The following is a 21,366-nucleotide window of genomic DNA, read 5'->3' on the forward strand; positions in this document are numbered from 1 at the left end:
CGGGGGCTCTTTTTTGTGCGGAATTGCAGGCTTTGTGAGTCCTCTGTAAATGTGGTAAGCTGTGGTTAACATGATGGAGAGGGTCATTCTATGAAACGTAAATTCGGAGATCGGGCCAATTGGCGCAGGATTACCCGCCGGGGGTTCGCCTGCCGGTATGTCGAGACCCGGGAATTCAGCGGTTACATTACCTTGTATACCATCTACGGACTGAAAGAGCCGCTGTGGAAGAGTTACGGGCGGCATACATACCGCATTGCGGACAAAGGGTACTCCTGGCTGCAGTATTTTCCCAAGGACAGCCATTATATCGTCACCGCCATGTTCGACGACCGCCAGAATATCGTGCAGTGGTATATCGATACCTGCAAGGTGCAGGGCGTCACCGATCAGGGGGTGCCGTGGTTCGACGATCTTTATCTGGACGTGGTCGTCTTATGGAACGGCGAGGTCTTTCTTCTGGATGAAGATGAATTGGAAGAGGCGCTGGAGCGGGGCGATATCTCGGACAGCGACTATAATCTGGCCTGGAAGACGGCACGTTCGCTGCTTCACAGCATTGATGCGCATGTTTTTCCTTATTTCACCCTCTCGCTGAAGCATCGGGCCGAGCTGTTCTCGCACGGGGAATTTAGGAGGAAGCCGCAATGATGGGGAATATGGGCGGTTCTTCACCGATCCGGATGATTGACAGCCGTCGTCGACGTCGCCGCCGGGCTCCCGGTGCCAAGAGAGCGCTAACTGCCGTGCTCGCCATGGTCGCTGTCTCCGGAATTGCCTGGTGCATCTGGCTGCTGGTAACGATCAACGGCGCATCCACGAGCGAACCGTTGCAGAAGGCCGACGCGGGAATTGTGCTGGGAATGGCCATGTGGGGTGATGAACCGAGTCCCGGGCTGAAGGAACGGCTGGACAAAGGGCTTGAATTATACCGGAACGGTACGGTCCGCCATTTGATCGTAAGCGGCGGACTGGACAAGCCCGGACTTCCCTATACAGAGGCAGAGGGCATGAAGATTTACCTCGTTGCCGCCGGTGTACCGGAAAGCGCTGTCCTGCTGGAGAACCGGGCGACCTCCACCTATGAGAATCTGAAATTCAGCCGGGCGGTCATGAAGGCTCAAGGCTGGGAATCGGCCGTGATTGTCACGCATACCTTCCATGGCGCCCGCGCCCTGGAGATGGCGGAAGAGCTGGGATACCGGCAGCCGGAGCTGGCGCTGACGGATTCCAAGGTCATGTCGATGTGGAAATACAAGAGCCGTGAAATTCTCGCTTTTACCAAATGGAAGCTTCAGGACTGGTTCTAGGCGGCGGCGGTCCGTTTCGGGGGAAAATGGGTAATCTGCTAATAAGCATTGCCTTGGGGGAATAGACTGATATGGAACAATCAGCCCTTCTAAGGTGATGAGGTGAATTCATGAACGTACGCGGCGCGGCAGCGGCGGACGGGCGGGAGGAAGGCAGACCGTCCCGGCAGATCAATATTGTTCTACGAAATTCGGATACGCCGCCGGGCGGCGGCTCCTCGGCCACCAGCGAACCGGCCAAGCCGAAGACGGCTGTCCGGGGAAGCCTGTTCCAGGAGATCAGCGGAGAGCTTGACGCTCTCGTAGGTCTGGACAACATTAAAGAGCTGGTATTTGAGATTTACGCGCTGCTGCAGATCGCCCAGATGCGCTCCCAGGCAGGGCTGACGAGCGGCGGGCAGGCGTATCATATGATCTTCAAAGGCAATCCCGGAACCGGCAAGACGACGGTGGCGCGGATTGTCGCCAAGCTGCTTCAGCGTATGGGCGTGCTGGCGAAAGGCCATCTGATCGAGGTGGAGCGCGCGGATCTCGTCGGCGAATATATCGGCCACACCGCACAGAAGACGCGGGATCTGGTCAAGAAGGCGCTTGGCGGCATTCTCTTTATAGACGAGGCCTACAGCCTGGCCCGGGGCGGTGAGAAGGATTTCGGCAAGGAAGCGATTGATACGCTGGTCAAGTCGATGGAGGATCACCGCAGCCAGTTCGTGCTGATTCTGGCCGGCTATTCCGGCGAGATCGATTATTTTCTGCTGAGCAATCCCGGACTGCCTTCCCGGTTTCCGATTCAGGTCGAATTCCCGGACTATACCATCGACCAGCTGGTACAGATCGCGGAGCTCATGGCCAAGGAGCGGGATTATTTGCTCATGCCCCAGGCCATACTCAAATTGAAGCAGCAGCTGATGACCGAGCGGGAGGAGAGTCTTCATGCGTTCAGCAATGCCAGATACGTCCGCAATGCCATCGAGAAAGCAATCCGGTCTCAAGCGGTCCGGCTGCTGGGACAGTACGAGCAGGGGAATCCGGGCAAGCAGGAACTGATGAGCCTTCGGGCGGAAGATTTTAAATCGTAGCAAGTCCCCGGGTCATGCGGCGCGCTCTGCGCGCCGGACTTCGGGGGCGGAGGAGGAATAACCGATGGCGATTACGACCCACGAGACGGACACCGATATTCAGGACCGGGCAATCCTGGTCAGCCTGGTAACCGATGAGATCAAACGGACGGGACTGGACCCCGAATATTCGCTTCAGGAGCTGGTTCAGCTTGCCGAGACGGCAGGCGTCGAAGTGCTGGATGTGCTGAGGCAGAACAAGGAAACGCCGGATTCCAGATGGTTCATCGGCAAAGGCAAGGTGGAGGAGGTGCGGATGGCTGCCGAAGCGCTGGGCGCGAATACCGCGATCTTCGACCAAGAGCTCTCCGGGGCGCAGGTCCGCAACCTGGAAGAGGCGCTGGATTTGAAGATTATTGACCGGACCCAGCTCATACTGGACATTTTTGCCGGACGGGCCAAGACGCGGGAAGGCATTATCCAGGTAGAGCTTGCGCAGCTCTCCTATCTGCTGCCCCGTCTGTCGGGACACGGCAAGAATCTGTCCCGGCTGGGCGGCGGCATCGGGACGCGGGGACCGGGTGAGAGCAAGCTCGAGACCGACCGGCGGCATATCCGCGACCGGATCGGAGAGCTGAAACGGCAGCTTGACGAAGTGGTCAAGACGCGCACGCTTCACCGCGAACGCCGGCGCAAGAGCGGAGCCGTGCAGGTCGCCCTCGTAGGGTATACCAACGCCGGCAAATCAACGCTGCTGAAGCAGCTCACCGATGCCGACGTATATATCGAGAACCAGCTGTTCGCGACGCTGGACCCGACTTCACGGGCCTTTGAACTCCCGGGCGGCAAGGAAGTGGTGCTGACCGATACGGTCGGTTTTATTCAGAACCTGCCCCATGAAGTTGTGGCGGCCTTCCGGGCAACGCTGGAAGAGGTCAATGAAGCGAGTCTGGTGCTCCATGTCGTCGACGCCTCCTCTCCGAACCGAGAGAAGCAGATGGAGGTGGTCCAGCGCATTCTCGGCGAGCTCGGCGCAGCCGGGAAGCCGCAGATCGTGCTGTTCAATAAGATTGATGTGTGCAGTCCGGAACAGCGGGAAATGCTGCCGACCGGACCGGGATATCTCAAGATCAGCGCCTTCAGTCCGGACGATCTCGCCCGGGTGGCAGAAGCGGTGCAGGACGAGCTGTCCGGCGAGACGCTGACCTTCCGCATTCCCGGCAACCGCGGCGATTTGTCGTCCCTGCTGTACCGGGTAGGCGATGTGCTGGATCAGACCTTTGACGGCAGCGATATTCTCTATCATGTCCGGCTGAACAAGGATGATTATGGGAAATGGGGCTACCAGCTGGCAGAATACGTAGATGAGTCGGCCGAACAACCGGCTGAAGAGTCCTAGACGCTTGAAGTATAACCGGCGGGTATCGCCGGGCAAGCCATATGAAGCGGCAGCTTGCTGCCGCTTTCTGTTATGAGAATGGGATGTACAGGTTAGGAGAGAAGAAGAAGATGTCAGTCTTTGCAGAGGATCTTTTACAAGCCGCGGAAGCTGCGGAACAGGTTATCGGGGAAGCGGTCCGCAAGCTCGAACGGACGGTGGACCGCAACCAGTGGAAAGTGATCGAAGCGTTCCAGCGCCACCAAGTCAGCGATTTTCATTTTGCCGGTTCTACCGGATATGCATACAATGACCGGGGCAGAGAGGTGCTGGAAGCGGTCTATGCCGATGTGTTCGGAGCCGAGGCTGCGCTGGTGCGCCCGCATTTTGCCTCCGGGACCCATACGATTGCGACGGCGCTCTTCGGCGTGCTTCGTCCGGGAGACGAGCTGCTCTATATCACGGGCCGTCCTTATGATACGCTGCATAAAGTAATCGGGCATGCGGGCGACGGGACCGGCTCCTTGGCGGATTTCGGCATTGGCTACCGCGAGGTGGCCCTTCTGCCGGACGGCAGCGTAGACTGGGCGGGTGTGGAGCAGGCCGTGAATGAACGGACGCGTGTCGTCGGCATTCAGCGCTCTCGCGGGTATGACTGGCGCTCATCCTTCACCGTGGCGGAGATCGGCGAGATGGCAAAGCGCATCCGAAGCCTGAGCCGCAGCGCGGTAGTGTTCGTCGACAACTGCTACGGCGAATTCTGCGAAGAGCTTGAGCCGACACAGGTCGGCGCCGACCTGATGGCCGGATCGCTCATCAAGAATCCCGGCGGCGGAATCGCCGAGACTGGCGGCTACATTGCCGGCCGCCGGGATCTGGTGGAACGGGCCGCCTACCGTCTGACGGCGCCTGGAATCGGTGGTGAAGTCGGGGCGATGCTGGGTACGACCCGCGGCATTTATCAAGGCTTGTTCATGGCGCCCCATATTGTGGGACAAGCGCTCAAGGGCAGCCTGTTCGCCGCGGCCGTATTTGAGCAGTGCGGGTTCGAGACGAAACCCTCCTGGCGGGATCCGCGAACCGATCTCATTCAGGCGATCCGGTTCCATGAACCGGAGCATCTGATTGCTTTTGTCCAGGGGATTCAGAATGCCGCGGCCGTGGACAGCCATGTCGTTCCGGAACCGTGGGATATGCCGGGGTATGAGCATCCTGTAATCATGGCCGCCGGTACGTTTATTCAGGGCGGAAGCCTGGAGTTGTCTGCCGATGCGCCCATCCGTGAGCCTTACATTGCCTATATGCAGGGAGGGCTTACTTATTCCCATGTAAAATTCGGAGTAATGAAAGCTCTGCAAATGATGCGGAATCGTAAATTATTGTGAGTAAATCTTACACGCCATTGACACGCCATATAAGGAAATGTACAATGATAACCAGATAAAAGATCATTGGAAGGTTGGATGAGTCATGGGCGATGAAATCCGCAGAAATATGGCCTTATTCCCGATAGGCATAGTTATGAAGCTAACCGATCTGTCCGCTCGCCAGATCCGTTACTACGAGCAGCACAATCTGATTGTTCCGGCGCGAACGTCGGGGAATCAGCGCCTGTTCTCCTTCAACGATGTGGAGCGGCTCCTGGAGATCAAGGCCCTGATCGAGAAGGGGGTCAATATCGCCGGCATCAAGCAGGTTATGAATCCCGTATCGAAGGAATCCGAAGAAGCGACGGTCATTACCCCGGATACGGAGGTAAGGCGCAGGGAATTGTCCGATTCCCAGCTGCACCGTCTGCTGAAGCAAGAATTGGTCTCCGGGAAGAGACCGGGGCAGGTCTCGCTTATTCAGGGAGAACTGTCCAGGTTTTTCAATAAATAATATATAGAGTTGAAAGGGAGAGGTATCGTGAGCTACAGCAAAGAGGATATTATGCGTATTGCCAAGGAAGAGAATGTCCGTTTTATCCGTCTTCAGTTCACCGACTTGCTCGGAACGATCAAGAATGTGGAAATTCCGGTCAGCCAATTGGAGAAAGCGCTTGACAACAAGATGATGTTCGACGGCTCTTCCATTGAAGGCTATGTGCGGATCGAGGAATCGGATATGTACCTGTATCCGGATCTCAGCACATGGGTCATATTCCCTTGGGTAACCGACAGCAAGGTCGCCCGTCTGATCTGCGACATCTACATGCCGGACGGCACGCCGTTCGCCGGCGACCCGCGCGGTATTCTCAAGCGCTGTCTGAAGGAAGCCGAAGAAATGGGCTTCACATCGATGAACGTCGGACCGGAACCGGAATTCTTCCTGTTCAAGACCGATGAGAAAGGCAACCCGACTACAGAATTGAACGACCAGGGCGGTTACTTCGATCTGGCGCCGATGGACCTTGGCGAGAACTGCCGCCGCGAAATCGTTCTGACCTTGGAGAAAATGGGCTTTGAAATCGAAGCTTCCCACCATGAAGTGGCTCCGGGCCAGCATGAAATCGACTTCAAATATGCCGACGCCATCAAGGCGGCCGACCAGATTCAGACCTTCAAGCTGGTCGTGAAGACGGTAGCACGTCAGCATGGCCTCCATGCCACGTTTATGCCCAAGCCTTTATTTGGCATGAACGGCTCCGGCATGCACTGCCATCAGTCGCTGTTCAACGGCGGCACCAACACCTTCTACGACGAGAGCGACGAGCTCGGCCTGAGCGAGACCGCCCGTTATTATATGGCCGGCATTCTGAAGCATGCGCGCGCTTTTGCCGCCATTACCAATCCGACCGTCAACTCGTACAAGCGTCTTGTGCCGGGTTACGAAGCGCCTTGCTACGTGGCTTGGTCCGCGAGCAACCGCAGTCCGATGATCCGCATTCCGGCTTCCCGCGGTCTTAGCACGCGCGTCGAAGTCCGCAACCCGGACCCGGCTGCGAATCCGTACCTGGCTCTGGCTGTGATGCTGAAGGCCGGTCTGGACGGCATCAAGCGTAAGCTGGAGCTTCCGGCTCCGATCGACCGGAACATCTACGTGATGTCGGAAGAAGAGCGGATCGAGGAAGGCATCCCAAGCCTCCCGGCCGACCTGAAGGATGCGCTCAACGAGCTGATCCGCAGCTCGGTCATCACGGAAGCGCTGGGCGAGCACGCTTTGGCTCATTTCTATGAACTGAAGGAAATCGAATGGGATATCTATCGTACCCAGGTCCACGACTGGGAGCGCAATCAGTACATCACGCTGTACTAAGGAAGCGGGAGAAATCCCCGGGGCCGAATGGCTCCGGGGATTTTTTGCGTGCAGAGGGCTGCACCCTTTACCGGCTCTGGGCATATGGTGGATAGACGTTTACCCAGAGAGGATGGAGATTTCTGTATGCACAATGAGCTTCTGCAGTCCCCGGATTTGACCTTGGCCGCCGACTCCAATGTGACGCTGTATTACAAACGGGACGACCGGAATTATGTGACGGAGCTGTTCGGCAAAGAGTTCCCGGCTATCGTCAACGGCTTCTTCAGTATTCACCTGGACAAAGGTTTTGTGGTTCAGCCGCATTGGCATCCGAGCGTGAATGAGATGGTCTATGTAATCTGCGGAGAAGTCAAGACCACGGTCTTTAATCCGTTCACTCAGCAGCGCATGACCTACTGTCTCAGACCTGGCCAGGTTGCGGTGTTCCCCAAGGGGTGGTTCCACTGGATTGTCGGAGTTGGGGAGCACTCGCATTTCCTGACGATCTTCGATCGGCCGACGGCTGATGTGGTTCTCGGTTCCGATTTCCTCCGCTGTACGCCGCCGGAGATCATGAATATGGCTTACTGCATCGATCCGGCAAAATATGCAGAAGCGGTATCCCCGATTACGGAATCGGTGATTCTGGGCCCGCCGCTGTGCTGCGATCCTTCCGCCGCCCAAGGCGCCTGGCCGGCAGCCTACTATCCCCAGTCCTACCCGCAGACCGGAGCCTGGGGAAACGGTTATGGCCCGGGTCAAGGAGTTCCGCAGCACCACGCAGGGGCGGGATATCCAGGGGCCGGATACCCTGGCATTGGTAACGGAATGATGCCCATGATGCCGGGTGCTGGAGTCTGACTTGCCTATACCGGCAAGCATGAACGTTAACATGCAGAGAGGCAGGCCGCGGATAAGGTTCCGCGGGCCTGCCTCTTGCCGTGAAGAAGGGGACACCCTGATACAAGTACGATACTTTTAAGAAGATGATGGTCCGCCTCTACCGGGATTCGGTGAATCCGAAGGCGGGGTTGAAGGGGGATCATTGACATACGGCCGCAGGTAGGAAGCATTCTGTGAATGGCGAATCTCCTGATTCTTCGAGTAATTATACAAGTCCAGCGCTTCAATGGCTCTCTTCATCAGTTTAATCAGCAGAACGAGCAGATAAAGGCCAATGACAATAAATACAAGCCAGATCAGAAAAAACAGAACGCCCAATGCACCGGAACCTCCCCCATAGCTAATGGTCTGTGTCGTTGTCATTCTTGTCGTACGCTCCCTTCCGGAAATAGCCGAAATGCTGGCTCCTTATAAGGAGAACGGCCGGCTGTAACGGTATATACGTTCCGGGAACCATAAGGAAACAAAGGAATGGAAAAATAAAGAAGCCTTCCTTAAGACAGGAAGGCTCCGGATAGACAAACGGCAGGATTCAGTGAATATCCCGGAACAGACCGATGACTTTACCCAAGATGCTGACCCGGTTCAGACGCAGCGGTTCGTACGCGGGGTTCTCGGGCTGAAGGCGGATATGGTCGCGTTCCTTATAGAAGGTCTTGACCGTTGCTTCATCTTCTTCGGTCATCGCAACGACAATATCGCCGTTGTCGGCAGTCTGCTGCTGACGGACGATGACGTAGTCGCCGTTCATAATGCCCGCTTCAATCATGCTGTCGCCGGCTACAGAGAGCATGAATACTTTGTTCTCTCCAATAAAATGGGTCGGAAGCGGGAAATAGTCTTCAATATTCTCCGTTGCGGTAATCGGCAGACCGGCGGTGACTTTGCCTACGACAGGGACACGGGCAACCGTATGGGCGAACTGATGCGAGTTCTCGGACTCTTCCTGGCCCAGCAGCTCGATGGCGCGGGGCTTCGTAGGGTCGCGGCGGATCAGGCCCTTCTTCTCCAGGCGGTCCAAATGGCCGTGAACGGTGGAACTGGAGGCCAAGCCGACGGCTTCGCCAATTTCTCGGACGGAAGGCGGGTAGCCCTTGCTGCGGACTTCGTTGCGTATGAATTCCAGAATCGCCAGTTGGCGGCTCGAAATCTTGGACATTGGAATCATCCCCATCTAGTAATGTATGGGAAAATTATAGCATAGAACCTCCGTTCGCACAAACATAAGTTCTAAAGAAACGACAGTTTTTGCGGGAACAATTGTTCGAAAAACCTGTTGAACAAAACACATGTTCGTGTTATATTGTTTTTGCAAGTAAGAACAAGTGTTTGGAGGTCGATATCCATGTTGAAATACAGTACATATCGGAGCATTTATGAAGAGAAGCCCGCAGCGCCTTCCGAGCTGCACAGAGGCATCGTTGACTATACATCCGGAACGCTGACCGTGTCCCGCAGGCTGTTCACCCGTGAGAACCTGATCAGCTTGATGATTGTTCTGCTCCTCACGGTTTCGGGATTTACGGTAGTGGGCAGTGTGTTCGCCAATTCGGTCTCGTCGCTTGCCCCCGAGAAGCGCATTGTGGTCTCCTATGGCGATACGCTCTGGGAGATCGCCAGAGAACATAAGCCTGAAGCCATGCGAACGGTAGTCTATGTAGAAGCCATTAAAGATCTCAACGGATTGGAGGACGGCAGCATCCAGGCCGGCGATATTCTGTCGCTGCCCCGGATGGAATAATCCGGGCGCTTCCGCGCATTTATATCCCCCTTGTTCCTTCCAAGAGCTTCTCAGGGCGCCGCCTTGACAAGCTCTTTTTCTCATGGCACAGTTAGAATGTCATGGCTGCGGACAGGTGCCCGCAGTCTTGAACCGTATAGGGGAGGAAAGCGAATTGGACATAGATGAACTGGTGGCCCGCATCAATGAGCTGGCCCGCAAGCAGAAGGATACCGGACTGACGGAAGATGAACTGGCGGAACGAAGCCGGCTGCGCGAGATCTATCTCGGCAACATCCGGCGCAATTTCCGCGCGCAGCTGGAATCGATCGAGATTGTGGACGAAGACAACGGCAAGGACGGTCCGGGCCAGACCCGCTGAGCCCGGCCGTTTTTTTCATAAGAAGCATTGAATTTAATCTAGGGGGAAGCTGCATGGCCCGCTCATGGGAAAGAATGGTACAACGCAATCAGAAACAACTGAATGCCCGCCGCAAAAAAGAAGGAAAAGGAGCTTCCGCTTCCGTTTCGGCTGCGGGGAAGGCCGATATTTATCGGGGACGCAATATTATTTTCCCGACATTGCTGTTTGTCCTGGGGCTTCTGTATGCCTTCGTCGGACTCGTCGGAACGCCGGAGGGCGTGAACTCCGCTTGGAACTGGATCGGCATCGCTCTGTATATGCTGCTGGCCGCGCTCATCTTCTTCCGCCGTCCTTACCTCAAGATCGAGCGCTCGCGGCTCTCGACCTTCAAGTTCAACCGGGAGCGTATTCTGGCCGCCGGAGACATCGGGAAGATTGTGGTGTCGCGCGGGACAGTTACGATTGTGCCGAAGTCCAAACGCGGCAAGTGGGTGTTCGCCCGGCTGACGAACCGGTATGATATCGAAGCGATGTCGAAGGGCGTAGAAGCGTTCGCCGCACAGCACAAAATCACGCTGGTTCGCGAATAGGCGGGACAACAGAAGGGAAAAGGGGAGAAGAGGATGTCAGTAGCTGCCGTATTGTTTGATCTGGATGACACCCTGCTCTGGGACGAGCGCAGTGTGGAAGAGGCCTTCCATTACGCCTGTCTGGGGGCAGGCGGCGAGGTGGACCCGGAGGAGCTGGAAGCAGCCGTACGAAGGGAAGCCCGCAGTCTGTATGAATCGTATGAGACGTTTCCTTTTACGCAGATGATCGGCATCAATCCGTTCGAAGCGTTGTGGGCGAACTTCACAGCCGGCGAACAGCCGGAGTTCCGGAAGCTGGAACAGCTTGCGCCGGCCTACCGGACCGAATCGTGGCGCAGAGGCCTCGCCTCGCTTGGCATCGAAGACGAAGCGCTTGCCGCAGAGCTGGCGGCCCGCTTCGCGGCGGAACGAAGAAGCCGTCCCTACATCTATGAAGAGACGCTGGCCGTCCTGAACGAATTGAAAGGCAAGGTGAAGCTTCTGCTGCTGACCAATGGATGTCCGGCACTGCAGCGGGAGAAGCTTGACGGGGTGCCGGAGCTGGTCTCCTTCTTCGACCATATCGTGGTCTCCGGTTCCTTCGGGAGAGGCAAGCCGGATGTGTCGATCTTCAAGCATGCCATGGAGCTGCTGTCGATCCGGCCTGAAGAAGGCCTGATGGTAGGCGATAAGCTGACGACCGATATCAAAGGCGGTCTGGCCGCGGGATTGACCACAGTCTGGATCAACCGTACCGGCAAGCCGTCCGATCCGGACATTGTCCCCCATTATGAAATTCAGTCGCTGACCCAGCTTCTGCCTATGGTCGATGCTACATAGAAATAAGCTAAGCCGGTCCCCGTTCGGGGGCCGGTTTTTTCGCAAGAGGAAGGAGAAGGCCTTAACGGCGATCGAGACTTTCCGAATTCCCTTTATTCTGCTAAACTTACTCTAATGTTTTTTCGGGGGGATCACACAATTGGCGAAACCGACTTTGGCTGAAGCGCTGAGGCAGCGCATCTTGATTCTTGACGGAGCAATGGGCACTATGATTCAGCAGGTGCCGCTTGCCGGAAGTGATTTTGGCGGAGATGATCTGGAAGGCTGCAATGAAATGCTGGTCCTGACCCGGCCGGATGTCATTCAAGACATTCACGAGCAATATCTGGAGGCCGGCGCCGACCTGATCGAGACGAATACCTTCGGGGCGACTTCGGTCGTTCTGGCGGAATACGATATTCCGGAACGCGCGCGTGAGATTAACCTGGCCGCTGCGGCGCTCGCCAGAGCGGCGGCGGACCGTTACGACACGGCCGATAAGCCCCGGTACGTTATCGGAGCCATGGGGCCGACGACCAAGACGCTCTCGGTAACCGGAGGAGTAACCTTTGACGAACTGGTGGAGAGCTACAGGGAACAGGCGGAGGCTCTGATAGAAGGCGGTGTGGATGCGCTGCTGCTGGAGACGTCGCAGGATACCTTGAACGTCAAGGCGGGGAGCATCGGGATTGCGCGAGCGATGGAACAGGCAGGCTCAACGCTGCCGCTGATGATTTCGGGAACGATCGAACCGATGGGGACGACCCTGGCCGGACAGAATATCGAAGCGTTCTATATTTCGCTGGAGCATCTGAAGCCGGTGTCGGTCGGACTGAACTGTGCGACAGGCCCGGAATTTATGCGCGACCACATCCGTTCGCTGGCCGCGATTTCTTCGGCTGCCGTCAGCTGCTATCCGAATGCCGGCCTGCCCGACGAGAACGGAAATTATCATGAATCGCCGGACTCTCTGGCCCGCAAGCTGGCCGGTTTTGCAGAGAAGGGGTGGCTGAATATTGCCGGCGGCTGCTGCGGCACAACGCCGGATCATATCCGGGCCATCGCCAAAGAGATGGCCGCGTACCCGCCGCGCCCGCTGGACGGAAGTCATCCGCCTGCTCTGTCGGGGATCGACCCGGTGTACGTGGAACAGGAGAACCGGCCGTACATGGTGGGCGAACGGACGAATGTTCTGGGCTCCCGCAAGTTCAAACGGCTGATTGTGGAAGGCAAATATGAGGAAGCTTCGGAGATCGCCAGAGCGCAGGTCAAAGGCGGAGCCCAGGTCGTCGATATCTGTGTGCAGGACCCGGACCGGGATGAAGCGGAGGATATGAAGAAATTTCTCGAACTCGTCGTCAAGAAGGTCAAAGTTCCGCTGATGATCGACACGACGGATGCGGCGGTGATCGACCTGGCCCTTCAGTACAGCCAGGGCAAAGCAATTATTAACTCCATTAATCTTGAGGACGGCGAGGAGAAATTTGAACGTGTCGTTCCGCTGCTCCACAAGTACGGCGGAGCGGTGGTCGTCGGTACAATCGACGAAACCGGACAAGCGATCAAGGCGGAGGACAAGCTGGCGGTTGCCCGCCGCTCGTACGACCTGCTGGTAGGCCGTTACGGCCTTCAGCCGGAGGATCTGATCTTCGATACGCTGGTGTTCCCCGTCGGAACGGGAGACGAGCAGTATATCGGTTCGGCCAAGGAGACCATTGACGGCATCCGCCTCATCAAAGAGGCTCTGCCGGGTGTCCACACCATTCTGGGCATCAGCAATGTCTCGTTCGGTCTGCCGGAGGCGGGCCGGGAAGTGCTGAACTCTGTTTTTCTGTATGAATGTACGAAGGCGGGACTGGATTATGCCATCGTCAATACGGAGAAGGTGGAGCGCTATGCTTCCATACCTGAAGAGGAACGGCGCCTGGCGGAAGAGCTGATCTACCGGACGAACGACGAGACGTTGGCCGCTTTTGTCGCTGCCTTCCGGGAGAAGAAGGTCGTCAAGCAGAAGAAGCTGTCCACACTGACGCTGGAAGAGCGGCTGGCTTCGTATGTCGTGGAAGGAACGAAGGAAGGGCTGATCCCCGATCTGAACGAGGCGCTGTCCAAGTACACGCCGCTCGATATCATCAATGGCCCTCTGATGGAAGGAATGACCGAAGTCGGACGGCTGTTCAACAACAATGAGCTGATTGTCGCCGAGGTGCTGCAGAGCGCCGAGGTGATGAAGGCGTCGGTCGCCCATCTGGAGCCGTTCATGGAGAAGAACGAGACATCGATCAAGGGACGGGTTCTGCTCGCAACGGTGAAGGGGGACGTCCATGATATCGGCAAAAACCTGGTCGAAATCATCCTTTCGAACAATGGTTACCAGATCATCAATCTGGGTATAAAAGTACCACCGGAAAGCATCATTGAAGCATACCGGCGGGAAAAGGCCGATATCATCGGCCTCTCCGGCCTGCTGGTCAAATCGGCCCAGCAGATGGTTACGACCGCCCAGGACCTGCGGAATGCGGGCATAGGCGCTCCGATTATGGTCGGCGGCGCAGCCCTGACCCGGAAGTTCACGCGGACGCGGATTGCCCCCGAGTACGAGGGCATGGTGCTGTACGCCAAGGACGCCATGGACGGTCTTGCGCTGGCCAACCGGCTGATGAATCCGCAGGAGCGGGAGCGGATGGCCGAGGATATGAAAGCGGAGGCGGAAGCCGCCGCAGCCGCGCCGGCCAAGCCGGAGCTTCCGCCGCTTACGCGGGCGGTGCGCTCCTCCATATCGAAGGAGGCGCCGGTCTACTTGCCGCCGGACTTGGACCGTCATGTACTGAGAAATTATCCTCTGGGACATATTATCCCTTATATCAATATGCAGATGCTTCTTGGACACCACCTTGGCCTCAAGGGGTCGGCGGAGGCGCTGCTCGCAGCGGGAGACCCGCGTGCGACCGAACTGAAGGCGACGGTGGATGAATTGCTCCGGGAAGCGATGGACGACGGAACGATCTCGCCACAGGCCATGTACCGGTTCTTCCCAGCCCAGTCCGACGGGGACCGTATCCTTGTCTACAACCCGGAAAATCCAAGCGAAATTCTTCATGCCTTTACGTTCCCCCGTCAGAGGGTGGAACCGTATCTGTGCCTGGCGGATTTCCTGAAGCCGGTGGACAGCGGCGTCATGGATTACGTCGGATTCCTGGTGGTGACCGCGGGCCACGGCGTGCGGGAACGTTCCGAGGCGCTAAAGGAGAACGGCGATTACCTGCGTTCGCACGCCGTTCAGGCGCTGGCGCTTGAAGTGGCCGAAGGATTGGCCGAACGTGTGCACCATATGATGAGAGATACCTGGGGCTTCCCGGACCCTGCCGATATGACCATGAAGCAGCGCCACGGCGCGCGCTATCAGGGCATCCGGGTATCCTTCGGCTATCCGGCTTGTCCGGATCTGGAGGATCAGGAGCCGCTGTTCAAGCTGATGAAGCCGGAGGACATCGGGGTTCATCTGACCGACGGGTTCATGATGGAGCCCGAGGCTTCGGTATCGGCGATGGTGTTCGCTCACCCGGAAGCCCAATATTTCAACGTGGACAAGGCTTGATGAACGGGAGTCCCGGCCGCCGCTTCAGCAGCGGCCGAAGCAGCGGGCGGCCTTAAGAACCCGCAGATTATGCATTGGATGACAGGAACCTCCCGGTCGCGGGAGGTTCTGTCGTTCTGCAAGCAAATAACGCTTAAGAGAAAGGAGGTGGAGGAACGATGGAAGTGTATTTTCTGGGGACGAATGCAGGGGTTCCAAGCATTCAGCGCAACGTGACGTCCATTGCCCTACGGCTGTTCGAGGAGCGGCGCACTTTCTGGATGTTCGACTGCGGCGAAGGCACGCAGCATCAGGTGCTGAAGTCGCCGCTTCGCCTGGGGAAGCTGGAGAGAATCTTTGTTACCCATCTGCACGGGGATCATATCTTCGGACTTCCGGGGCTGCTGTCGAGCAGGGCTTATCAGGGAGGGACAGCGCCGCTTACGGTGTACGGTCCTCCGGGATTGAAGGCGTTCCTTGAGGTGTCGCTGAACATCAGCCAATCCCGTGTTCCCTATAAGCTCGATATCGTAGAGCATACCGGCGGATTGATCTTTGAAGATGAGGGATTTAAAGTGGAAGCTTCGCTCTTGGACCACCGGATTGACAGCTATGGCTACCGGATTACCGAGAAGGACCGGCCCGGCAGCTTGAATACCGAGCGGCTCCGCGAATGGGGACTGAAGCCCGGCCCGGCATACGGACGGCTGAAGAAGGGGCTGGATGTGACGACCGAGGACGGAACGGTGATCGCCAGCAAGGATGTGGTCAGCGAGCCCAAGCCGGGACGAGTGGTAACGATACTGGGAGACACGCGCCCGTGCCCGGCCATTGTGCCGCTGTCGCGCGGAGCGGATCTTCTGGTCCATGAAGCCACGTTCGCCAGCGATCTGGCCGACCTGGCGCATGACTACCATCACAGCACGACGATTCAGGCGGCGGAAGCGGCGAGGGAGGCAGGCGCCGGCGAACTGGTGCTGACTCATTTCAGTTCGCGGTACAGCGTGCTTGACGATCTGCTGCCGCTGCTGGACGAGGCGCGGACGGTATTCCCGGACACGCTGTTGGCCGAGGAGTTCCGGCTCTTCCCGGTGGTGCGGCGGGCGGATAAGCCGGCGGGGAAATGACCGGGTAGGGATAAATTATTTTCCGGGAAACCGCAGGAATTGACAGGTCTGTCGCTTGCTGAACCGTCTTGTCGGAAGCGCGCGAAGGAAGAATGATGAGAAGAATGAGCCGGATTCTCATTTAACGGGTTGTAATATTAATAACATGAAATGCATGAACAACAGCAGGAAAGGGGCCATTCCTTATGAAGAACAAGGAACAGGACCAATTGGCGCCTGTCCGCGGGTTATTAATTGATCTGGACGGAACGCTCTATCAAGGCGGAACGATGATCGCCGGTGCGGATGCTCTGATACGGAAGCTTCGGAGGGCCGGCATTCCTTTCTTATTCGTGACCAACAATTCTTCCCGGACCCCGGAGGATGTAGCCGCCCATCTCCGCGAAATGGGGATTGAAGCGCAGGCGGAGGAAGTCTGCACTTCATCGCAGGCGGCTGCGCGGTATATCGCAGAGGAATCCCCGGGTGCCAGAGTGGCGATACTGGGAGAAGAAGGGCTGCGGTCCGCCTGCAAGGAAGCAGGGCTTGAAGTAACCGAGGATCAGCCCCAGTATGTCGTTCAGGGGATTGACCGTTCCTTTACATACGAATCGTTGGCCAGAGCCTCCCGGTGGATCCAAGCCGGTGCAGGCTTCATACTGACCAACCCGGATCTGATGCTTCCCACCGACGGCGGAATCATGCCCGGAGCGGGTACGCTTGGAGCGGCGATCGAAGCGGCCAGCGGCGTGAAGCCGGTGGTCATCGGCAAGCCGAATCGGCCGCTTGTCGCCTATGCCGCCGAAAGACTCGGCATCCGGCCGGAAGAAGGGGTTATGGTCGGCGACAACCTGCGGACGGATATAGCCGCAGGCGTTCATGCGGGCTGTACCTCGATTCTGGTGCTGACGGGCATAACGAACAGCAGCAATCTGGAACGGTATCAGGAAGAAGCGGGCGTAAAGCCCGATTATATTTGCAGCGACCTGGAAGAACTGGCTGTACTGCTGAACCTGTGAATCTGCACGAGCCATTTTCCGGAGGACAACAATCGAAGTAAGCAATCAGAGACAAAGGGGAAGATACGACCATGCCCGAACTGCCGGAAATGGAGAACTACCGAAGACTGCTTTCGCAGCATATTCTGAACAAGCCGATTACGGAAGTCATCGTCAACCGGGAAAAGAGTCTGAACGTCGAGGCGGATGTGCTGCGGCAGACGCTGCCGGGAACGCGGATGATCTTCGTCGAACGGCGCGGCAAGCACCTGCTGTTCCATCTGAGCGACGGACGGCGGCTCCTGCTGCATTTAATGCTTGGCGGCCTCCTGTTCTATGGAACCGAAGATCAGCGTCCGCTGCGGAGTACGCAGATCGAAATTGTCTTCGGCGAGAACCGGCTGTACATGATGGGACTTCGGCTCGGTTATCTGCACCTGCTGTCCGTCAAGGAGACGGAAGCGGCGCTGTCCAAGCTTGGGCCCGAGCTGTTGGACCGGCGCATGAGCGCCGAACGCTTCAAGGAGAGAGTCCGGGGCAGAAGAGGAGCGCTGAAGACTATGCTCGTCAACCAAGCGGTGTTTGCCGGTATCGGGAACTGCTATTCGGACGAGATCGCCTATCAGGCAGGGCTTCGCCCGGATGCTCCGGTCCAGGGGCTGGGGGATGATGCGCTCGGGCGCCTGTATGAGGCGGCGGGTACCGTCCTGCGGAATGCGACCGATATCGGAGGCTATATGGAGATGCCTTTTATGGAAGGCGATACGGTCACAGGCAGTTACAATGACCGCTGTCTGGTCTATGACAGAGGCGGCGAAGCCTGCTACCGGTGCGGCGGGACGATTCTGAAGGAGGAACTGTCGGGGCGCAAGGTGTTCTACTGTCCGGACTGTCAGCATGACCGCTGAGAAAGCCCTCACCCGGGAGGGTGTGGGGGCGCATGTCAGCACCCGCGGCGGCTATGCCGCCGCAGCCAGAAGAGCCTGGGAGAGCGGTGCGGGCGCTTATCAGTATTTTCCCAAGAATCCGAGGAGTCTGCGCCCCAAAGCTTTCGATTCTGCCGATGCGGCCCGTTGCGCCGTCTATGGTCTGGACAAAGGAATTCAATCCATCGCCCATACGCCGTACCCGACCAATCCGGCTGCCGGTCCGGCCGATCCGGTGCCGCGCCCGGTTATGACGGCCTCCATCCGCAACGATCTTGAAATCGCGGAGGCTTGCGGTTCGGCGGGCATCGTCGTGCATTTCGGGCATTTCAAGGGGAACGATCCGTTACAAGGCTATCAAAATATTATACAATGTATCAATGAGAGCCTGGACGGCTGGCGCGGGCGCTGCCGGCTGCTGCTGGAGAACCAGGCGGGTCAGGGAGGAACCGAAGGGGCGATGCTGGAAGAGCTCGTCAAGGTCCGCGAATTATGCCGGTATCCCGAGAAGGTGGGCTTCTGCTTCGATACCTGCCATGCGTATGCATCCGGGTTGTGGAATCCCGAGCGTACCGGGGAGCTGCTGGAGAAAGGCGACCGGCTCGGGTATTGGTCCGGACTGGCGGCTGTTCATTTGAACGACTCTGTGTACGGCTTCGGCTCGCGCAGGGATCGCCATGCCCGGATCGGAGAAGGCCAAATCGGAGCGGAAGCGCTGCGCGGCTTCCTGACGTCGCCGCCGGTCGTTGGAGCGATCACGGTGCTGGAGACAGAGCCCGGACCGGACGGCACGCATCGGCAGGAGATCGGTCTCGTTCGTTCCTGGCGGACAGGAGACAGCCCGCATGATTAATATCTTCATGGATGATTACCGCCGGCCGCCGGCCGGGTTCGCGCTGGCCCGGACGACGGAGGAATGCCTGCTTATGCTGAGAGAATGCGAGGTCGGAATTCTGTCGCTGGATTATGATATGGGTCCTTCGGACCGTACGGGCGGCGATGTGGCGCGCAGTCTGGTGCTGGAAGGGCTGTATCCGAAGCGGATCTATCTCCATACCTCCAGTCTGGCGGGGCGCAAGGAGATGTTCGAAACGCTCTACCCCAATATTCCGGAAGGGACCCTTCTGCACAACGGTCCGCTGCCGGAGCCGAAGGAATGAGCCGGTTATGGTCCGTATGATCCGTATGATCTGGGAAGAGGGTGACTATGTTGACGATCAGGGAGCTGGACGAGCAGGAGCTGCTTCAGAAGCTTGAGAATCCGGGAACACTGCTGGCGATTCTGGCCGTTTCTCCCTTCTGCGGGACTTGCCAAGTGGCGCTTCGCATGCTGGACATAGCGGGCCATCTGCTTCCGGAAGAAGTGGAACTGATCCGGGCGGATGTCAACCGGATGCCGGCCTTCGTGCAGAGCCTGAGGATATCCAGCGTTCCCGCACTGCTTGCCGTCCGGCAAGACCGGTCCGTTGCAGAGCCCGTCCTCTATGCCGTACAGTCGGTAGAGCATATCCTGGATTACATAAGGAGGGGAACCGCAACATGATAAGACTGGAGCATCTGACGCTTCGCCGGGAGGACAGTCTGATCCTGGACGATGTGTCGCTTGAGATCCAGCCGGGCGAGAACTGGGTAATTCTGGGGCGAAACGGCTCGGGCAAGACGACACTTCTGGAAATGATGACAGGCTACCTGTTCCCGAGCAGCGGCTCGGTTACTGTTCTGGGCCATACTTACGGGGAGGTGGACCTGCGCGAGGTGCGCAAGGAGATCGGTTATATTGGTCCCTCGCTGATGGAGAAGCTGACGCTGCGGGACCCCGTGTGGGAAGTGGTGGCGACCGGGGCTTTTGCCTATCTCCGATTCTATCAGCGCATCCCGCAGGAAGTGAAAGAGAAGGCGCTTGCTCTGCTGGAGGATATGAAGCTGGGACCGCTGGCGCACCATGCCTTCGGAAGCCTCTCCCAGGGCGAACGGAAAAAGGCGATGCTGGCCCGCTGCCTCATGGCCGATCCGAAGCTGCTGATAATGGATGAGCCCTGCGCCGGTCTGGATCTGTATGAACGGGAAAAAATGCTGGCGGAGGTGGATAAGCTCCGCCGCCGCGACACGGGCGTGGTCTATGTCACGCACCATGTTGAAGAGATTATGCCGCTCTTCACCCATGTCGCCCTGATTCATGGCGGCCGGCTGGCCGGAGCGGGCCCGAAGGAAGAAGTGCTGAACGAAGACATGCTGAACCGTGTCTACGATCTGCCGATTGCCCTGGAATGGGCCTACGGACGGCCCTGGATAAAAATGAAACCTGGAGGAATTCCCAGTTGAACGAGTTGGAGAGCAATGTGAAACAACAAGAGCAGGAACAAGGCGGAAATGCTGGGGCAGCGGCTGCGTCGCGTTTCATCTGTACCGCGAACCACGGCTTTGCCCCTTATGCGCAGGAAGAGCTGCGCCGTCTGTTCGGAGCGGTCAAGAGTACGCCGCTGCTTCCCGCCGAGATCTTCCTGGCAACGCTGCCGCAGGAAGCAGGCGAGGTAGTAAGGACGCTTCAGGAGCAGCCGCCGATCTTCCTGCGCCATCTGATGCCGGTGCAGTTCCAGGATGAGCCTGCCCATGAGGCGCTGGAGCGTCTTGCCGTCTACCTGAACCGGCGGAGCGAGCTTGAAGGCCAGCGGGTGGCGCTGCAGGCGCGCCGTAGCGACGATGCGTTCTGGAAGGAGAGCCCCGGCGAGCTGCGGGAATGGCTTCAGGAGCGGCTCGCCGATCTGGGATGCGAGTTCACGGTGGATGAGCCGGAATGGACGATCTCGGTTTATGCCGGAGCCGCCGGGCTGTATGCCGGGGTATCGAGACCGGCGGATAATCTGTCGGACTGGAACGGCGGCGCCATTCGGTTCAAGCGCGAGGAAGGCCAGATTTCCCGGGCGAAATTCAAGCTGATGGAGGCCGAGAAGGAATTCGGCATCCCGTTCGGGCACTTTCGCAAGGCGTTGGATATCGGCGCGGCGCCCGGCGGCTGGACTTCTTTTCTGCTGGAACGGGGAATGCAGGTCACGGCGGTCGATCCGGCCCGGATGCATGAATCGCTGGAAGGTCATCCCGGCCTGAAAGTGCTGCGGAAGAATGCCGGCGAAGTCAAATTCCGGGAGAATGAATTCGACCTCTTGGTCTGCGATATGAGCTGGAGTCCGAAGCTGATGGCCAAGCTGGTCAGCGGCCTGCTCTACAGTCTGGCGCCGGGCGGGACGGCGGTTGTGACGGTCAAGCTGCTCTACAAGAAGCCGCTGGCGCTCATACGGGAGATCGCGGCGATCTTTGAAGGAGAGCGGATGCAGATCCAGCGGATCAAGCAGCTGTTCCACAATCGCGATGAAGTGACTATTCATATGATTAAATATTAATAGATTGAATTCATAGACGGA

23 protein-coding genes are annotated in these 21,366 nt (G+C 57.8%); 21 read left to right on the forward strand and 2 right to left on the reverse strand.

The window, feature by feature from the left end:
* Positions 1 to 90 precede the first annotated feature (90 nt).
* The 8 genes from RBI05_RS05895 to RBI05_RS05930 all read left to right on the forward strand — a co-directional run bounded on the left by RBI05_RS05895 (position 91) and on the right by RBI05_RS05930 (position 7,826).
* Positions 91 to 651 (forward strand): DUF402 domain-containing protein, encoded by a 561-nt coding sequence (locus tag RBI05_RS05895; protein WP_150457329.1) that lies wholly within the window; start codon positions 91 to 93, stop codon positions 649 to 651.
* Positions 648 to 1,310 (forward strand): YdcF family protein, encoded by a 663-nt coding sequence (locus RBI05_RS05900; protein ID WP_310550403.1) that lies wholly within the window; start codon positions 648 to 650, stop codon positions 1,308 to 1,310. Before RBI05_RS05895 ends, RBI05_RS05900 begins: the two co-directional genes overlap by 4 nt.
* A 110-nt stretch (positions 1,311 to 1,420) precedes the next feature.
* Complete coding sequence (locus RBI05_RS05905; RefSeq protein ID WP_150457330.1) at positions 1,421 to 2,389, forward strand: AAA family ATPase; 969 nt, start codon at positions 1,421 to 1,423, stop codon at positions 2,387 to 2,389.
* 64 nt (positions 2,390 to 2,453) lie between these two features.
* Positions 2,454 to 3,767, forward strand: a complete 1,314-nt coding sequence (hflX, locus tag RBI05_RS05910; protein WP_310550404.1) for a GTPase HflX — start codon at positions 2,454 to 2,456, stop codon at positions 3,765 to 3,767.
* A 110-nt stretch (positions 3,768 to 3,877) separates the two neighbouring features.
* On the forward strand, positions 3,878 to 5,131 hold the full coding sequence (locus RBI05_RS05915) for a methionine gamma-lyase family protein (protein ID WP_310550405.1): 1,254 nt from the start codon (positions 3,878 to 3,880) through the stop codon (positions 5,129 to 5,131).
* Between the two features lie 85 nt (positions 5,132 to 5,216).
* Complete coding sequence (locus tag RBI05_RS05920; protein WP_150457332.1) at positions 5,217 to 5,627, forward strand: MerR family transcriptional regulator; 411 nt, start codon at positions 5,217 to 5,219, stop codon at positions 5,625 to 5,627.
* Positions 5,628 to 5,654: 27 nt separating this feature from the next.
* Entirely contained in the window at positions 5,655 to 6,983 is a 1,329-nt protein-coding gene (gene glnA / locus RBI05_RS05925; RefSeq protein WP_310550406.1) for a type I glutamate--ammonia ligase, read from the forward strand.
* Between the two features lie 126 nt (positions 6,984 to 7,109).
* A complete protein-coding gene (locus tag RBI05_RS05930) occupies positions 7,110 to 7,826 on the forward strand; it encodes a cupin domain-containing protein (RefSeq protein WP_310550407.1) in 717 nt (238 codons plus the stop codon).
* 117 nt (positions 7,827 to 7,943) lie between these two features.
* On the opposite strand, the gene RBI05_RS05935 is transcribed toward RBI05_RS05930, so the two are convergent.
* Positions 7,944 to 8,186, reverse strand: a complete 243-nt coding sequence (locus RBI05_RS05935) for a hypothetical protein (RefSeq protein WP_310550408.1) — start codon at positions 8,184 to 8,186, stop codon at positions 7,944 to 7,946.
* A gap of 214 nt (positions 8,187 to 8,400) precedes the next feature.
* The gene (lexA, locus tag RBI05_RS05940) at positions 8,401 to 9,027 is read right to left on the reverse strand and encodes a transcriptional repressor LexA (RefSeq protein ID WP_150457336.1); all 627 of its coding nucleotides are present in this window, start codon (positions 9,025 to 9,027) and stop codon (positions 8,401 to 8,403) included.
* Positions 9,028 to 9,213: 186 nt separating this feature from the next.
* On the opposite strand from lexA, the gene RBI05_RS05945 reads away from it, so the two are divergent.
* From RBI05_RS05945 to RBI05_RS06005, 13 genes are all read left to right on the forward strand, one after another.
* Positions 9,214 to 9,609 (forward strand): LysM peptidoglycan-binding domain-containing protein, encoded by a 396-nt coding sequence (locus tag RBI05_RS05945; protein WP_310550409.1) that lies wholly within the window; start codon positions 9,214 to 9,216, stop codon positions 9,607 to 9,609.
* A gap of 154 nt (positions 9,610 to 9,763) precedes the next feature.
* On the forward strand, positions 9,764 to 9,970 hold the full coding sequence (locus RBI05_RS05950; RefSeq protein ID WP_150457338.1) for a DUF896 domain-containing protein: 207 nt from the start codon (positions 9,764 to 9,766) through the stop codon (positions 9,968 to 9,970).
* A 53-nt stretch (positions 9,971 to 10,023) separates the two neighbouring features.
* A complete protein-coding gene (locus RBI05_RS05955) occupies positions 10,024 to 10,542 on the forward strand; it encodes a hypothetical protein (protein ID WP_150457339.1) in 519 nt (172 codons plus the stop codon).
* A 33-nt stretch (positions 10,543 to 10,575) separates the two neighbouring features.
* Complete coding sequence (locus RBI05_RS05960; RefSeq protein WP_310550410.1) at positions 10,576 to 11,361, forward strand: HAD family hydrolase; 786 nt, start codon at positions 10,576 to 10,578, stop codon at positions 11,359 to 11,361.
* A 139-nt stretch (positions 11,362 to 11,500) separates the two neighbouring features.
* Positions 11,501 to 14,938 carry a methionine synthase gene (metH, locus tag RBI05_RS05965; RefSeq protein WP_310550411.1) on the forward strand — a complete coding sequence of 1,146 codons (3,438 nt, stop codon included), beginning with the start codon at positions 11,501 to 11,503 and terminating at the stop codon, positions 14,936 to 14,938.
* A gap of 158 nt (positions 14,939 to 15,096) precedes the next feature.
* Positions 15,097 to 16,044, forward strand: a complete 948-nt coding sequence (gene rnz / locus RBI05_RS05970; RefSeq protein ID WP_310550412.1) for a ribonuclease Z — start codon at positions 15,097 to 15,099, stop codon at positions 16,042 to 16,044.
* Between the two features lie 185 nt (positions 16,045 to 16,229).
* Positions 16,230 to 17,042 carry a TIGR01457 family HAD-type hydrolase gene (locus RBI05_RS05975; RefSeq protein ID WP_310550413.1) on the forward strand — a complete coding sequence of 271 codons (813 nt, stop codon included), beginning with the start codon at positions 16,230 to 16,232 and terminating at the stop codon, positions 17,040 to 17,042.
* A 71-nt stretch (positions 17,043 to 17,113) separates the two neighbouring features.
* A complete protein-coding gene (locus RBI05_RS05980; RefSeq protein ID WP_310550414.1) occupies positions 17,114 to 17,929 on the forward strand; it encodes an Fpg/Nei family DNA glycosylase in 816 nt (271 codons plus the stop codon).
* On the forward strand, positions 17,919 to 18,800 hold the full coding sequence (locus RBI05_RS05985; protein WP_310550415.1) for a deoxyribonuclease IV: 882 nt from the start codon (positions 17,919 to 17,921) through the stop codon (positions 18,798 to 18,800). The genes RBI05_RS05980 and RBI05_RS05985 overlap by 11 nt, the downstream gene beginning before the upstream one ends.
* Positions 18,793 to 19,107 carry a cyclic-phosphate processing receiver domain-containing protein gene (locus RBI05_RS05990; RefSeq protein WP_150457345.1) on the forward strand — a complete coding sequence of 105 codons (315 nt, stop codon included), beginning with the start codon at positions 18,793 to 18,795 and terminating at the stop codon, positions 19,105 to 19,107. Before RBI05_RS05985 ends, RBI05_RS05990 begins: the two co-directional genes overlap by 8 nt.
* A gap of 47 nt (positions 19,108 to 19,154) precedes the next feature.
* Positions 19,155 to 19,490: a thioredoxin family protein gene (locus RBI05_RS05995; RefSeq protein WP_310550416.1), complete on the forward strand. Its 336-nt coding sequence runs from the start codon at positions 19,155 to 19,157 to the stop codon at positions 19,488 to 19,490.
* Entirely contained in the window at positions 19,487 to 20,269 is a 783-nt protein-coding gene (locus RBI05_RS06000; protein WP_310550417.1) for an ABC transporter ATP-binding protein, read from the forward strand. Before RBI05_RS05995 ends, RBI05_RS06000 begins: the two co-directional genes overlap by 4 nt.
* On the forward strand, positions 20,266 to 21,345 hold the full coding sequence (locus RBI05_RS06005) for an SAM-dependent methyltransferase (protein WP_150457348.1): 1,080 nt from the start codon (positions 20,266 to 20,268) through the stop codon (positions 21,343 to 21,345). Before RBI05_RS06000 ends, RBI05_RS06005 begins: the two co-directional genes overlap by 4 nt.
* Positions 21,346 to 21,366: the final 21 nt, after the last annotated feature.

Source organism: Paenibacillus glufosinatiresistens (assembly GCF_031470375.1).
GTDB lineage: Bacteria > Bacillota > Bacilli > Paenibacillales > Paenibacillaceae > Paenibacillus_AQ > Paenibacillus_AQ glufosinatiresistens.